Here is a 15,047-nt window from a genome sequence, read left to right on the forward strand (position 1 = left end):
CACTGCTTCCTTCCGAAGAGCCACCGGAAGAGCCGGAGAAAAAGTTCTTAGTGATATAGGTAAGGGAAGCTTGGGGATGGGCGTCAAAAGTAATGATGTAAAGGCGAACTGCCATACCCACAAAAGTTGTCAGCATAGCTGCAGCAAAACGAATAGCCAGCTCAGAAACGAAAAAGTTTTCATCTTGAATAGAGGCCAGGGCAATAATGATCGACGCAATAGTGAAAAGAAATCCTAAGTAATAGCAACCGTCAGCATATGAGAAAAGTTCTTTTCGGGACTTTCCCCGGACCATTAACCAGCCTGCTATTACATAAGCCAGCATAAGTAGAAATGGGAGACTAAAACTCCACAACCAGATGGGATCGTCAAGCAGGACGGAGAATTTAGTTAAGGGTTGAGCTGTTTGAGTAAAACCAAGTTTGAAAGCGTATAAAGACGCTCCAATCTTTAAGCCAAGGACGAGGAGAAAAAGGTATTTAAGCATTTAAGTTTATTAATATTATTTTCCAATGGGTTCTACTTTGACTAGAGCGGCACCAATATCATTAAAGAATTTTTCCCAAAAAATAACATTTCTATTTGTCTGAAATTTGGGTTGATTGGCAAAAAAGAATGCAGTCACATCTACGCCTCTAAGCTGAGATCTGACCTGAGCATAGTAGCTACTTTTCTTCAGGGAATCAAAAGATTGATTCTTGGAGTACAGTGTGAACTCCTTTGAGTTATGCAGCATGTCAGAAAAGACGTAGAGTTCCTTAACTCCGTCAGTGGGATATTTCAAGAAAGAGTTCACTGACAAGGCTTGAATCTGCTCAAAGATGTTTGAAACCTTTGAAGGTTTTCTTACTTCGTCCAAATGTTCAAGCTGGGCTTTCAGAGGCTTAGCGAAGTTTTTCTCAAACCGCTTGTGCATCAAAGCTTCATTTTCTGTAAATTTATTGGCCTTACTTCCATCCGGTACCGTACAAAGACAAAACTGAGGAGTTCTCTGAACCGGAGTCTCATCTGACATGTAATAAATCGATACCAGCGTCCCGGGCTCTTGAGATTGGATTATTTTCTCCATTTCTATCTTGACAAAATCTTTCTGGTTTTCCGAAAGAGGATCAGTAGCGTCAATCAAGAAAACAAGATTATTTTTGGGAGAAATTTTTCCATCCACAATAGGGCAGAGAGATGTTTTATCAAATTGAGGTGTAGGTTGTGAGAAATAATAAATCAGGCCTCCAACAACTCCTACTATGAATAGTCCAAAGCCGATGATTCCGATAATTACTCCGACATTTATTTTAGAGTTGCGACGAAGAGGTTTATATGACATTTTCAGCACCTTTCAGCATGGTATTTGTCGGCACACTTTTTTCAAAGTGGGGAACACCGCTATTTGCTGGAGGAGGGGCAACAGGTTCTGCATACGTCGCATCAAGCGCACCTCTTTGTTCCTTATAGGAAGTTATGATCTCACTTTCAATATGAAGCTTATCCGCAGTGAGTTGGGAAACTAACTCGTTGAGAGAGGCTATTTCATTTTTTCCCACTTTAATTTCATCAGTTACGTCGGTTGACCATTCTTTTCCGGCTATGACTGGGGGGATATAATCGTAATCGAAAACTTCGAAGTTATTGAAGTACTCCGGAGCAGGAGTCGATCGGGCCATTTCATTGGCATATCGGTACTGGCCGACAATATTTCGAATGGCTTTTTGAGCATTTTTGTGTGCATTCGAATAACGATTGAGGATTTGCTCTTTATCGAGAAAATTAGCTTTTACATCTGCTAGTGCATTTTGCGAGCGCTCAAGGGCTGTATTGAATTTTCTCAGATACTCGTCTTGATGCTCGTTCATAGATTCGATAACGGTGGTGTAGAAGTCTTCCCAACGTTTTCTTGCTTCATTGAATTTTTCAGTCTTAGCTGCATATCCCGGATATGGATCTGTGTAATAGAGTCCATCGAACAAGGCGGCCAAACCTACTGCGACAGTGACAAGAAACAATAACCAGCTCATTATGTCCTTAAGGCCGAAAGGATTTTCTAAGAAGGTATCGAGACCAATTCTGCCGGCTTCCTCAGCGGAAAATTGAAGAGCATCTCTGTAATGGCCAACAAAAAGGCCAAATGTGACGAGAAATGATATGAACAGGACAATGCCAAGAAGCCCCAGCAATTTTTTATGGGGTTTCACATGAAATACATTTCCTACAAGGCCTGAACGCCCAAAAAGGCAAAAGGCGACGAGGGTATTAATAAGAGAAAAAATGCCTGCTACAAGAGCTCCCTCTAGAAGTCCGCCTTCCATATTAGTAGAGAACAGTTTGGCATTAACAATAGACTCAACAATAATAATAAAGACTAGAAATAGAATCTTAAGTGTAAGATATAGTCCGCTAACCTCTTTACAGGTGCGTTCAGTCAAGCCATTTTCTTTTTGGAAGTTTATGTACTCGCAGCGAGCCTGATGGATCAGTTTTTTTTCGTGATCTAATTCAACCTTGTACCCATTAATCATCTGTTCCAAAGCGCTTTTGAATTCAGTGCTAACTAACCGCGCTCTGGCCACACTATTGCGTGCATCGTCTTTTCCCTTTTGAAGTTTCTTATCGTCTTGAGACAAGACAGAGTCGGTAAATTGGGCATATCGAGTTACTATCTCCTGATAGATGTCCTGAATTTTTTGTTCTGTGGGAGACAGGTCTCGAGACTCTGTACGAGGGAGTTCTTTTTTCCCCGAAAGTTGTGCCTCCTCTATGATTCTAAAATCTTTGAGAATTTTATCTTTATCAACTGGAGCTAAAGGATCGTCGGAGAGCAAATAGGAAGATTTGCCACGCTTGATAGAAAAGCGGGCAGATCCTGATGTGGATGCGTCTGGTTTGCTAAGAAACATGGGATTTCAATGTATGTAGTTATAAGATGGTTTAATAATTGTAACCCTTCTTTTCTGAAATCGGGATTTCTGATCCCTATGTGTCTTGGATGGCCCGCGGTCAAAAGAGCTTGAGGCCTAACGAGGACGATATGTGATGAATTTGAGTGGGCTACACAATAGAGGAAAGGAAGGAGTTCTTATCAAATTATTTACGGATAAGAAGATTTAATTTACGTGACAATTTTGTCATTATTTCTCGGTCCATAATTAGACTTCTTTTGTTTTTCTTGTGGTTGATTTCTATCTAAGAAAAAGGCGAAGGTAAGATGGCTTCTATTCTGATTGATCTTGGTAACTCGGCTTTAAAGTGGTCTCTGTTAGATGATCCTGAAAATCCATTTACTTACGTCCACGAGTCCTCCGGTATTCTCGATGAAAAAATCAAAAATAAGTGGCAAGAACTCGGTGTAAAGAATGCCTACGGTTGTACGGTTGCTTCCGACTGGATTGCTCACAGTACAAAGAACTTTCTCAGCAGCATCGGAGCGCAATGCACATGGTTTACAGCCAAAAAAGAATTTACAGGGGATTTTATTCTTAAGAGCAACTACGACCATCCGGAACTCTTAGGCGCAGATAGGTGGTTTGCTGCCATTGGCTCTGTCGCGCTTCATAAAGACGAACCTCTTTTAGTTTGCCATTTAGGGACTGCCAGTACTATTGATAGTGTCATTCCGACCGGCGTCGGTGAGTATGTGTTTTTAGGCGGAAGAATTGCTCCGGGGCCGGCAATGATGCGCGAAGGTTTGGCAAGAGGGACATCTCATCTGCCACGAGCATTCGGAAGAAGAACGGATTTTCCCACCAATACTATCGATGCTATTACCACCGGAATTGTTGACTCCCAATTAGGCCTTATTGAAAGAGCAGTAAGAGAGATGGAAGGAATAGGAGCAACCCCTAAAATTCTTCTTGCAGGAGGAGCTTCTAAAGTTGTCGCTCCTTATATTCAGCAAGAATTTGATAATGTCGATATCCGCCACAATCTGGTTCTGCATGGCCTAGCCACGATGGTAAGAGAACAAAGCCATTAAGCGAAAGTTCAAAAATTATTAATAGTCGGGAAGCCATGCTTCCTGCATGACCCATCGGTCGACTGAGAAGTTGGTAGAATTTTCAAAAAATATTACTCAACATCCATGGGCCAGCGTTTTGTTCTTGTTCTGAAAAGTCTTTCAGTAATTCTGCTCTTCCTCATTGCTTTTGAGGTCAAGAGCAGTGTAGATGTTCCGGAAAAAGAAACTATACGAATTGGGCTTCTAACCACACGAGATCCAAATTTCTTTATTGATACCTTCGGGCCGACCATTGCTGATCTCAGAAGAAAGTTTCGCAACACTAGATTTGTTACTCAAGAACTGAGTTTGGACAGTCTTATTTCAGAGATTAAACAGAATCAACTGGATTTTGTGATAGTCCCGAGCGGCGTCTATGCTTTTCTTGAAAGAACCTACGGAGCTAAGTTAGTAGCTAGTCGAGCAAGAAAAGAGGCACAAGATTGCAATTACTCTACCGGCGCAGCGATTATTGCCAGGAAAACAGATAAGAAAATTTCTTCTTTAGGGGATTTGAAAGGAGCCAAAATTGCCGCGTCCTCACCAGATAACTTTGATGACTGGCAAATTCCATTAGGAGAGCTGAGGAAAATAAACATTACGGAAGAAGAACTAAGAAAACACACCACCTTCACAAATTTTGAAATTCCAGACGTGGCCACATTGGTTGCTACCGGCCATGCTGATGTCGGTTTCTTACCGGTTTGCGAATTAGAACAATTGATAGCCATGGGATTTTTCTCGCCTGATACTTTTAAAGTTATTAACAAGAAAAATAGCGATGGCCTCTCATGTGCCCATTCAACAGATCTTTTTCCGGGAATAGTATTTGCGGCTCTCCCGGCGGCTAAAAGTACTGATGTGAAGAAACTCACAATGGCTCTTCTATCAATGAGTTCTAAGGAAAGTAATAACAATGCTTGGGAGATCGCAAACAAATTTGAAGGAGTTACTAAGCTTTATGAGAGCTTGGGTATCAAACCTTTTGTCCGGGATTTGAGTTGGAAGGAGTTTTTTCTTAAGAATGCTTATTATTTTGCAGTTCTTCTTCTGTGTATATTCTTTTTGATTGTTCATGTTCTCAGAACCGAGGCTCTCGTTAAAAAGAAAACAGCTCAGCTTAGTGATGCTTTGGCGAAGAAGATGGAACTCGAGAAACAATCGAAAGAGGCCCAAGAGAAGCTTTTGCAGTTAGAAAGAGGCGGAGTCGTTTCTCAGATGTCAGCGATGTTCGCCCATGAAGTTCGTCAGCCAGTCGAGACGCTTCTGAATTATGCCGAAGGACTCCGGTACTACCTGACGACCCTTGGTAAAGAAGATAAGATCGTTGGTGAAGCCATAGATGCCATTTCAATCGAAGCCAAACGTGTATCGCAGATCGTTGGACGGGTCAGAAGTTATGTACGAACTAACAAGCGGACTCGGCAGCCGTGCTGCATATCAGAAATTATTAATTCAGCATTGAAAACCTTCTCTCATTCTCCTAAGTCAATTAACGTTAGGTTTTCACTGGAAGTTCCTTCAGATCTTGTAGTCGAAGGAGATCCTTTGGAACTGGAGTTAGTTTTTATAAATCTTTTTCGAAACGCTTCGGATGCGATGAAAGATCAGCAGGAGAAAAGAATAGTCGTCACTGCAGAGAAGAGAGGCGCTGACAAGGTGACCTGTACCGTGGAGGACTTTGGTCCAAAATTAACAGCTGAAGAACTCGATAACTTAAACCATCCAATGAAGACGACAAAGAAGGATGGGTTAGGCCTTGGACTAGGACTGTGCAATCATATTGTTTTGGCCCATGGAGGTCACTTGGATTTCGAACCGAAAGAGAAGTGCGGATTACGTGCAGAGATCGTGCTTCCATTGGTTTCTGAAAAGGAGGTATCGTGCTAGATCCAGTAGTAAGAGTTGTTGATGATGAGGAGAGTGTACGGAACTCCAGGAAGTTCTTGCTGACGTTAGCCGGATTTGAAGTGGTCTGTTATGAGAGCGGTGAGGACTTCTTGAGGTTGGATGATTTTGAACGTCCGGGATGCATCATTCTTGATTTAAAGATGAATGGATTATCCGGTCTTGAAGTTCAAGAGGAACTAAATCGAAGAAGTATTAATTTGCCGATTATCTTTGTCACCGGGCACGGTGAAGTAAACGCAGCAGTCCTGGCTCTAAAGAGAGGAGCTTTCGATTTCCTAGAGAAGCCCGTAGATCCTAAAAAACTTCAAGAGTATGTCGGGCGGTTAGTTAAATTCAACGTGGAAAGTAATCAGCAAAAACAAGAAATTGCCCGGCTGAAGAAACTTTATAAGACGCTGTCTCCGCGCGAAAAGCAAGTTGCTGCGGAAGTAGCAAAAGGCGGCCTTAATAAGGTGATTGCCGTGACGCTTGGTTTGGCAGAGCAAACAGTAAAAATTCACCGTTCCAATATTTTCCACAAACTGGAATTGAAATCTAACGTGGATTTGGCGCTATTTCTCCAAAAGTTAAATGAAGAAGAAAAAAGTGCAGATGGTTTGAAGTCTTCCATTTTCATAAAAGAAGAAGCTCATGAGAACTAAATTTTTATTGACTGCCGTTTGCATCTTCTGCAGCACGTATTCGTTTGCAGAAGAGCTTTTTGACGTGGTGGTCGTTGGAGGAGGAGCTGCGGGTTTGGCGGCTGCTGTTTCAGCAGCCGAAAACGGATCAAAAGTCATTCTTTTAGAAAAAGGTCTGCGAGTCGGAGGTAATGCATATTTTTCCGGCGGCTATTACAACGCCGTGGACCCTGAATTACAAAAGAAGGCCGGCATTCAAGACTCGGAAGAATTGTTTGTTAAACAGATGCTTGAAAGCGGCGCAGGAAAAAATGATCCTGAAATTGTTAAAACAATGGTGAAGGAAGCTCTTCCTACACTGAACTGGCTGAAAAGCAAAGGACTGAAGTTTCAAGAAGGAATCACTGAGAGTTTCGGAGGAGAGTGGAGACGCTCTTTCAAGCCGATTTCACCGGACGGACAAGGATATATCCAGGTTCTCCTAAATGATGCTCTGAAGAGAAATGTTGAAATTCGAACAAGTGCGGCGGTTCAAGAAATAACCAGAGATAACAAAGGAAAAGTGCGGCAAGTTCGATATTTGGACAAGAAGAATAACAAGCAAACTGTCGAAGCACGAAAAGGAATTATTTTGGCTGCTGGAGGATTCGGAGCCAATTTAGAACTGGTCGGAGAAATTTCACCGGACCTGGGAACTCTAGGCACAGATAACTTTGTCAAAAATACCGGTGAAGTGATGCTTTCAGCTCAAAAGATTGGTGCCAAATTAGTCAACCTTGAAGAAATAGAATGTCTACCGGGGGCTCGAGAGGAAGGGGCAACGAGGAGCCGTCTGCACGGAGACACTTCTCGATTTATTTTGATTGATGCCAAAGGAAAAAGATTTATTCGAGAAGATGCCAGCCGAAGCCAAATTAGAGACGCAGTGCTTCGGCTTCCGAAGAAAATGGCTTTCATTCTCGTAGATTCAGAAGGATTAAGGTCTTACAGCAAACTTGTGCAAAGAGATACTATTCGGTCTATTGAAGCCGGCGATGTAATCATGGGGGATACGTTAGAGGAGATCGCGGAGAAAATGAATATTCCGGCCGAATCTCTGAAGAGAACAGTCACGGCCTACAATGAAAGTGTTGTGAATCAGATTGACCCTTTAGGAAAAGATCCTAAAAAACTTGTCTACAGTTTAAAAACACCTCCCTTTTATATTGGTTTTGCACCGATGGCGATCCATAACACATTAGGTGGTTTGGCTATCGATACTCGTGCCCGCGTATTGGACGAGAGAGGTTCTCCGATTCCCGGCCTATATGCTGCCGGAGAAATTACTGGTCTGACCCATGGTGCCAATAGACTGGGAGGCAATGGTTTAACTGAAGCATTAACCTTTGGAAGGTTGGCTGGTAAAAATTGTTCTCAAAACGACTAGCAGAAATTGAATTCAATGACTAGATACTTTCGTACTAGAACGAACGTATCTAGCTGAAGAAAAGACTCATCAGGATAATTGACAGCATAAGTTAATCCAAGGAGAACAAAATGATTAAACCTTTTGCTGTTTTCACGTTGTCCGCATTTGCTTTGGCGTGCACATCTGCTCTTGCTGCTACCGGTACTTACCAGGGAAAGGCACTGGGACACAATGCTGAAGTTGAAGTTGCCGTGACTTTGGACAACGATAAAATTACAAATGTCCAAATTCTCAAAAACTTTGAAACTCCTGCGGTATCCGAACTTCCAAAGAAGGTCATTCCTCAGATGATTGTTGATAACCAGTCTCTGAAAGTGGACAGGATTTCAGGCGCTACCTTCAGCAGCATGGCAATTCTGAATGCTGTTAAAGATGCTCTTAAAAAGGCCGGCGTAGATCCTCAAAAGTATATGCAAGGATCTCGCGTTGCCTACAAAGTTTCCGTCCCAACAAAGACTGACTCTGACGTGGTTGTTGTCGGCGGTGGCGGAGCCGGCTTATCTGCTGCCGTTGCTGCAGCAAGAAAAGGTGCAAAAGTCGTATTGATTGAAAAGATGTCCTTCCTCGGCGGCAACACTGTTTTAGCCGGAGGTGCGCTGAATGCTTCTGATCCTGCTTTGGAAGCTAAACAGAAGATGTCAGCCGGACAAAGAAAGATGGTCGAAGACCTTTTGAAGGAAGAACCGAAGAATGAACAGCAAGCTAAGCTTTTGGCTTCTTTGAAGAAACAATGGGACGAAGCCATCAAAAAAGATCCCAACATCCTCTTTGATTGTCCTGAACTTCATGCTCTTCAAACTTACAAAGCCGGAGACTACGTAGCAGATTTGGCTTTGATCGATAAGTTGTCAAAACTTGCACCAGCTACAGTAGAACGTTTAGATAAGATGGGGCTGAAGTGGAATGACTTTTCCAGCCAATATGTCGGCGCTATCTGGCCTCGCTGTCACGATGCTGCTAACTACACCAGCGGCCAAGGCTACATTGACACCTTCAGAAAAACTATCGAAAAAGAAAAGCTTCCTGTCACCATCCTGCTTCAAACAAAGGCTGATGAGCTGATTAAGAAAGACGGAAGAGTCGTCGGTGTTAAAGCCACAGGACCCAACGGAGAAAAGGTAACTTTGAATGCTAAGAAAGGCGTCATCATGACCTCGGGCGGTTTCGGTGCCAACGTCGAAATGCGTCAGAAATATGACAAGCTTTGGGGAGGCAAGCTTGGCAAGAACATCGGTACCACAAACAGCCGTGCAATTACAGGTGAAGGTATCCTCATGGCTGAAAAGGCCGGTGCAGGTTTAGTTGATATGGGGTACATCCAACTATTGCCGGTAACAGATCCTGAAAATGGAACCGTCAGCGGAATCTGTCAAGGTACAGCTATTTACGTCAATACTGAAGGCAAGCGTTTCGTTAATGAAATGGGAAGACGAGACGAACTTTCCAAGGCTGCTTTAGCTCAGCCGGGCGGTGTTTTCTACCGTATGTGCACAGTGAAGAATGCGCGTATTAACAAGGATGGTTTAACAACCCTTGGTATTCCTGTTGAAACTTTCCTGAAGAGCGGCAAGGTTATCAGAGGCGAAAACGTTGAAGATCTAGCCTCTAAGATTAAAGTTGATCCTAAGGTTCTCAAAGCAACCTTTGATAGGTTCAATGACTTCTGCAGAAGCCAAGGAGAAGATAAGGAATTCGGCCGTCCATCTTGTGCTCCGAATATTCCGATGTACGAAGGACCGTACTATGCAGAACTCAGAACACCGTCTGTTCACCATACTATGGGCGGCGTAAGAATCAATACAAACGCTCAGGTACTTGATACAGCCGGAAAACCAATTCCTGGTCTTTTCGCAGCCGGTGAAGTTACGGGCGGCATCCACGGAACTAACCGAGTTGGCGGAAATGCAATTGCTGACGCACTGACATATGGCAATGTCGCCGGAGAAAGCGCAGTTAAGTAATTCAGTGAACTTCTAAAGAGCGGGAGCCAGGTGAAACCTGGCTCTTGCCGTTTTCAGAGGAAAGAGGATCCAAAGAACGAGCGGCTTGGCTGAGTTTGTAACCTTCTCTTGGAAGGTCTAAAAAAAGTGAACAAAGTTTGATCTATATCAAACTACTCGAGCAGTTTCCGGGCAGAAAATGACGTCAGTTCAAGAAAAGAACAGATTCCCAAGGAGATTCATATGACAACTAGACGTAATTTTCTTAAGACTTCTTCTTTTGCTTCTCTAGGTTTATTAGGTGCAGCTGTTTCAACAGCTAAAGCTGCTGATGTTGCCTCTTCTACTCTTCCATCTAAATGGGACGGAGAGACTGATGTGCTCGTTGCCGGTTCCGGCATCGCCGGTATGTCTGCTGCTATTTCTGCAATGGATAAAGGCGCTAAAGTTTTGGTTTTGGAAAAAGGCAAGAACTACGGTGGATGCGCAATTATTAACGGGGGCATCATTGCTTTAGGCGGAGGTACAAGAACTCAGAAAGAACACGGTGTAGAAGATACTCCTGAACTTCTCTACAAGAAATTAACTAATCCGGCTCATCACGAATATCGCAAGAACACTCCGGAACTCGTTAAGAAATATTCTGAATGGTGTCCAGGGACACAGGTTTGGTTGGAAGAACATGGTGTCCGTTTCCTTCCGACTTTTACAAAGCCAGGAAAATATGATTCTCAGCATCATGAGTCCTACCATCACATCTGGTGGAAAGACTCCGGCGAAGGCGGAAGAAAACCTCAGCCTACAGGCGGTTTCATGACAGGCCGAGGCATTATGATGCCTTTCTATGAATACTTCACAGGTAAAGGCGGTCAGATTCTTCTCGAACAGAAATTGATTGATGTTTATGTTGATGGAAACGGAGCTGTTGTCGGTGCCAAAGTTCAAGGTCCCGATGGCAAGATCCAAAACATCAAAGCTAACAAAGGTGTAGTACTGGCAGGCGGAAGCTGGAAAGCAAATCCTGAACTCAGAAGACTTACTGACCCACGCTTTACCGAAAATATGATTTCTACCGGATATCCGTTCGTTGCTCCCGATGGCTCAGCTATTTTGGCTGGTGTACGCGCAGGAGGTATGTTAGTTGGTGACCGTTGCGAAGATACTCCTCACCTTCGCCGTAAGTTCGGTACAGCTCACTATGGCTTCCCGAAAGGCAGTAAATATGGCGCTCCCGGCCTCGGAATCAGCGGTCCTCGCTGGGCAGAAGTTATCTTTACAAACAAGAACGGCGACAGATTCGTTAAAGAATTGGATAAGGCTAACTTAGGCGGATACACCTTCTATGACGCAGCTTTGGCTCAGCCAGATCAGTTCCTCTGGACAGTATTTGACGATGCAACTGCCAAGAAGTACAAATGGGACACGAAGTATCCGACTTGTGAAGAAGGATATGCCTTTACAGCTGACACATTGGCAGAACTAGCTAAATTGACAAATCAACCGAATCTTGAAAAGACCGTAGCCCGTTATAACGGCTTTGTGGACGCTAAGAAAGATGAAGATTTTGATAAGCCTGCAGAAAGCCTGACTAAGAAGATCGAACAAGGTCCATTCCATACCGTTCGTCTGGTCCTTTGCGTACATAACCTTACAGGCGGTTTGGCTATCAACAATAATTCTCAAGTTCTTGGCCAAGACATGAAACCGATTAAGGGTCTTTATGCAGCCGGCGAAACAGCTGGAGGTCTTTATGTCGGTAATGGAATGCCGCGCGCAATTATGCCGGGTCGCTGGGCCGGTGAACATGCTGCAACTTCCAAATAATCACTTTAAATAAAACCTAATAGGCGAGGCATAGAGATGTCTCGCCTTGATCCTCAAGGAAATAACAATGAAAAAAGCTCTTTGTCTTTCCTTGCTGCTTTCCTTAAGTTTTTCTGCAATTACTGTGGTTGCCCAGCAGCAGGCTCAAGAACCGATGAAGAAAGAACAGTGTCTGGCGTGCCACGGACCGACTTTCGATGATTTGATCAAAAAGAACGTTCAGGCTCAATCCGACTCGGGTCCTGTGAACCCTCACGTGTGGATCCCTCATGCCGGCGGTGATGAGAAAAATTTCTCGGAATGCATCGAATGTCACTCTCAGCATCCCATGCCACCTAAACCCGGATACAAGGATACCAGTGCATCTCTTGAACCTTGCTATGCATGCCACCATAATTATCAGTTAAAGAAGTGCTCCTCTTGTCACGGCGCAAATAACGGGTAATTAATACTTTTTTATGAGAATAATAAGGTTCGTACTCATCCTGTTCGTTGCTTTCTGTTCCTGCTTCCTCCATGCAGAGGAGGAACAGAAGGTTATTAAGATTGGCCTTATTCATTTTTCTCCTCCCTTGAGCAAGGATATGGATTTCACTCCAACCTTGCATTATCTGCAGAAGGAATTGGTTCCCTGGAAAGTGGAAGCAAAAGTCTATTCATCCGCAGATTTAGAAAAAGCTATTAAAGACGGCACTATCGATTTCTTCTATGCCAGTGCCGGCTTTTTCTACCGCATGCTTTCTTTTGGCGTCAGAGACATCGCGACGGTCGTAACGGCCGAGAAGCCAGTTCCAAACTTTGGGACAGCCGGTGCTTTTATTACTCAGCGAGACAGAAAGGACATAAAAAGTATTGAGGACATGAAAGGCAAGTCGTTTGTCGCTAACTATGAGACCGCATTTCATGGTTATAGGATTGGCATGGCAGACCTTGCCTTCAGAGGATATGACCCAGATAATTTTTTTAAGAGTAAACGATTTGTTGGTGAGTCAGCCGATAAGCTTTTGAAAGAAATTGTGGAGAGAAAAGCAGATATTGGTTTTATCCGTGCTTGCTGGCTTGAAGAGCATGAACTTCAAAATATCGCCGTCCTTGACAAGATTAAAGTCATTTCTCCTATTTCCGGTCCTGTTAAATGTCTGCACTCCACGCGTTCCTATCCTAACAATACTTTTGCTTCCACTCGAGTCGTCAATCACGATGTGGCAAAGAAAGTGTCGGCTGCCTTATTAAGCATGAAGCCAAGCGCAAGCGGCCAATATTGGTCTTTAGCCACTAACTTCAAACCTGTTGATGATTTATATCGTGTCCTCAAAGCCGGACCATATGAGTACATGAACCAGTGGTCACTGCGTCGTTTTGTTTTGACTTATTGGCCGTTGCTCGCACTTTTGGTACTAACAGTAATCGGATTAGCGGCGCACAGCTGGCGTGCTCAGAGACTGGTGGATAAAGCAAAAGCCGAGCTGCTGGAAGCCGAAGAAAAAAAGAACAAGCTGCAAAAACAAGCTACCGAACTGACAGAAAAAATGGAAGCTCAGCATAAATTGAACTTAGTTAGTCAGATTTCTTCTATCTTTGCTCATGAAATGAATCAGCCTCTAGCAGCCTGTCAATACCTAGTGGACGGGCTCAAAGCATTAAACAAACGAAATCCCAAAGAAGTTAATCCGGAGATTTTGAGTTTTAGTCTTGAGAACTTTGAGAAGGAACTTAAGCGAGCAACTGCGATTGTCAATAAAGTTAGGCAATATGCAAGAAAGCAGGCTTGCAGGAATCAGAAAGTAGACTTTTCTGCTTGTCTTGCAGAAATTATCCAAACCATGAAGGTGAAGTACTCCGGGAAAGTTCATTTGCACGATGACTTCACAAAAGACATTTTTATTGAAGGCGATCGAGTTGAGATTGAGATTCTTGTTTGGAATTTGGTGAAGAATGCTATAGAGGGTGCATTGGAAGGAGCAAATCCAACAGTTTGGGTTTCTTTGAGAACCTGTAAGGATGAAATAATGCTTCAAGTAGCAAACAGCGGGAGAGTTTTTTCTGCCGGAGAAGTTGAAGATATTGGCAAAAATTATTTGAAGAGCTCCAAAGCAGAAGGTCTAGGAATTGGACTTCAGGTTATCAAATCAATTCTGGAAGCCATGGGCACTTCAATGAAAATGCAAGCTAGGGAGGAAGGGGGACTAGTGCAGTCTGTTCTCTTCGCTAAGTGGAGCGACAACGATAATGACTGAATTAGCACAAGAGACGAAGGCAAGATTTCTGATCCGAGTGATAGATGACGACCCAGGAATACTTACCGGATTAACTTTTTTGTTGGCCTGTACCGGTTGGAAGTCGATCGGCTATAGCTCTGCAGAAGAATTTCTGGAAAAAGACAACAAGATGATTCCTGGATGCATTCTCCTGGATATACGTATGCCGGGAATGACGGGAATTGAGCTTCAAACAGAACTAAAGAAACAACGAAATGAATTGCCAATCATCATTATTACCGGCTATGCGGACGTTGATACGGCAGTCAGAACGTTGAAGAAGGGGGCTTTTGATTTTCTGCAAAAGCCTGTTAATGCTGAAAAGCTGGAAGAAGTATTGGCCGAGTGTATTCAGAACAAAATGGTTGAAGATACCGGCAATAAAGAAATAGATGTTCTGAAGATTTTTGATTCACTGAGTAGACGAGAACAAGAGGTATTCGAGCTGATAGCCAATGGCTTAACGAGTAAATTAGTTGGTGAGAGACTGGGTTTGTCAGAGAGAACCGTCCAAGGCCATCGATTGAATATCTCAAAGAAATTCAATATTCACACCAAAAAAGAATTATTAGCCTGCTGGAATTTCATTGAAAAAAATAAATAAATGCAGGAATTTCTGGATTCTTCAGAAATTTTATAAAATTTTACATTTATCTTAACTAGTTGAAATAAAAGTAAAAACAGATATTTTACGCCGAAATCATAGAAAAATTTTCATCAAGAGGTTTGACAAGCTCAAAAAAGGTATTTATAGTTCGCACCTCGTTGTTGATGACGAACACGAAATCAGCGACGCAAGTTCTTTAAAAAATTTATCGACGAACCGATAAGAGCGGGCACTTAAGTTTAAGAGCGAAAGCGCAAGATTTAAATTTAAGAAGCTCGCTTCTAGTGAGGCAAACGGAGTAGGAAATACTCCGTCAAAACCGAAACGAAGAGTAAGAGCGACAACAGAGATTAAACAAAAGAGTTTGATCCTGGCTCAGATTGAACGCTGGCGGAACGCTTTACACATGCAAGTCGAACGGTAACCATGCA

General features: G+C 43.1%; 11 protein-coding genes and 1 rRNA gene. 10 read left to right on the forward strand and 2 right to left on the reverse strand.

Annotated elements, in window-relative coordinates; genetic code table 11:
* Positions 1–502: 502 nt before the first annotated feature.
* The gene (locus ACYQ4O_RS04200; protein ID WP_460174841.1) at positions 503–1,324 is read right to left on the reverse strand and encodes a hypothetical protein; all 822 of its coding nucleotides are present in this window, start codon (positions 1,322–1,324) and stop codon (positions 503–505) included.
* The gene (locus ACYQ4O_RS04205) at positions 1,314–2,891 is read right to left on the reverse strand and encodes a hypothetical protein (RefSeq protein WP_460174842.1); all 1,578 of its coding nucleotides are present in this window, start codon (positions 2,889–2,891) and stop codon (positions 1,314–1,316) included. Before ACYQ4O_RS04205 ends, ACYQ4O_RS04200 begins: the two co-directional genes overlap by 11 nt.
* Before the next feature lie 308 nt (positions 2,892–3,199).
* On the opposite strand from ACYQ4O_RS04205, the gene ACYQ4O_RS04210 reads away from it, so the two are divergent.
* The 10 genes from ACYQ4O_RS04210 to ACYQ4O_RS04255 all read left to right on the forward strand — a co-directional run.
* The gene (locus ACYQ4O_RS04210; RefSeq protein ID WP_460174843.1) at positions 3,200–3,967 is read left to right on the forward strand and encodes a type III pantothenate kinase; all 768 of its coding nucleotides are present in this window, start codon (positions 3,200–3,202) and stop codon (positions 3,965–3,967) included.
* Between the two features lie 105 nt (positions 3,968–4,072).
* Positions 4,073–5,878: a sensor histidine kinase gene (locus ACYQ4O_RS04215; RefSeq protein ID WP_460174844.1), complete on the forward strand. Its 1,806-nt coding sequence runs from the start codon at positions 4,073–4,075 to the stop codon at positions 5,876–5,878.
* Entirely contained in the window at positions 5,872–6,540 is a 669-nt protein-coding gene (locus tag ACYQ4O_RS04220) for a response regulator transcription factor (protein WP_460174845.1), read from the forward strand. The genes ACYQ4O_RS04215 and ACYQ4O_RS04220 overlap by 7 nt, the downstream gene beginning before the upstream one ends.
* Positions 6,530–7,945, forward strand: coding sequence for an FAD-dependent oxidoreductase (locus ACYQ4O_RS04225; RefSeq protein WP_460174846.1), 1,416 nt, complete (start codon positions 6,530–6,532; stop codon positions 7,943–7,945). The genes ACYQ4O_RS04220 and ACYQ4O_RS04225 overlap by 11 nt, the downstream gene beginning before the upstream one ends.
* A gap of 110 nt (positions 7,946–8,055) precedes the next feature.
* Complete coding sequence (locus ACYQ4O_RS04230) at positions 8,056–9,948, forward strand: flavocytochrome c (RefSeq protein WP_460174847.1); 1,893 nt, start codon at positions 8,056–8,058, stop codon at positions 9,946–9,948.
* Positions 9,949–10,170: 222 nt separating this feature from the next.
* Positions 10,171–11,751 carry an FAD-dependent oxidoreductase gene (locus tag ACYQ4O_RS04235; protein WP_460174848.1) on the forward strand — a complete coding sequence of 527 codons (1,581 nt, stop codon included), beginning with the start codon at positions 10,171–10,173 and terminating at the stop codon, positions 11,749–11,751.
* A gap of 67 nt (positions 11,752–11,818) precedes the next feature.
* Complete coding sequence (locus ACYQ4O_RS04240) at positions 11,819–12,196, forward strand: cytochrome c3 family protein (RefSeq protein WP_460174849.1); 378 nt, start codon at positions 11,819–11,821, stop codon at positions 12,194–12,196.
* A 13-nt stretch (positions 12,197–12,209) separates the two neighbouring features.
* Positions 12,210–13,988 carry a sensor histidine kinase gene (locus tag ACYQ4O_RS04245; RefSeq protein ID WP_460174850.1) on the forward strand — a complete coding sequence of 593 codons (1,779 nt, stop codon included), beginning with the start codon at positions 12,210–12,212 and terminating at the stop codon, positions 13,986–13,988.
* Positions 13,981–14,613, forward strand: a complete 633-nt coding sequence (locus ACYQ4O_RS04250; protein ID WP_308513605.1) for a response regulator transcription factor — start codon at positions 13,981–13,983, stop codon at positions 14,611–14,613. Before ACYQ4O_RS04245 ends, ACYQ4O_RS04250 begins: the two co-directional genes overlap by 8 nt.
* Positions 14,614–14,968: 355 nt before the next feature.
* Positions 14,969–15,047: ribosomal RNA gene (locus ACYQ4O_RS04255) — 16S ribosomal RNA — on the forward strand; the annotation flags it as partial.

Source organism: Turicimonas sp. TL08 (genome assembly GCF_054660695.1).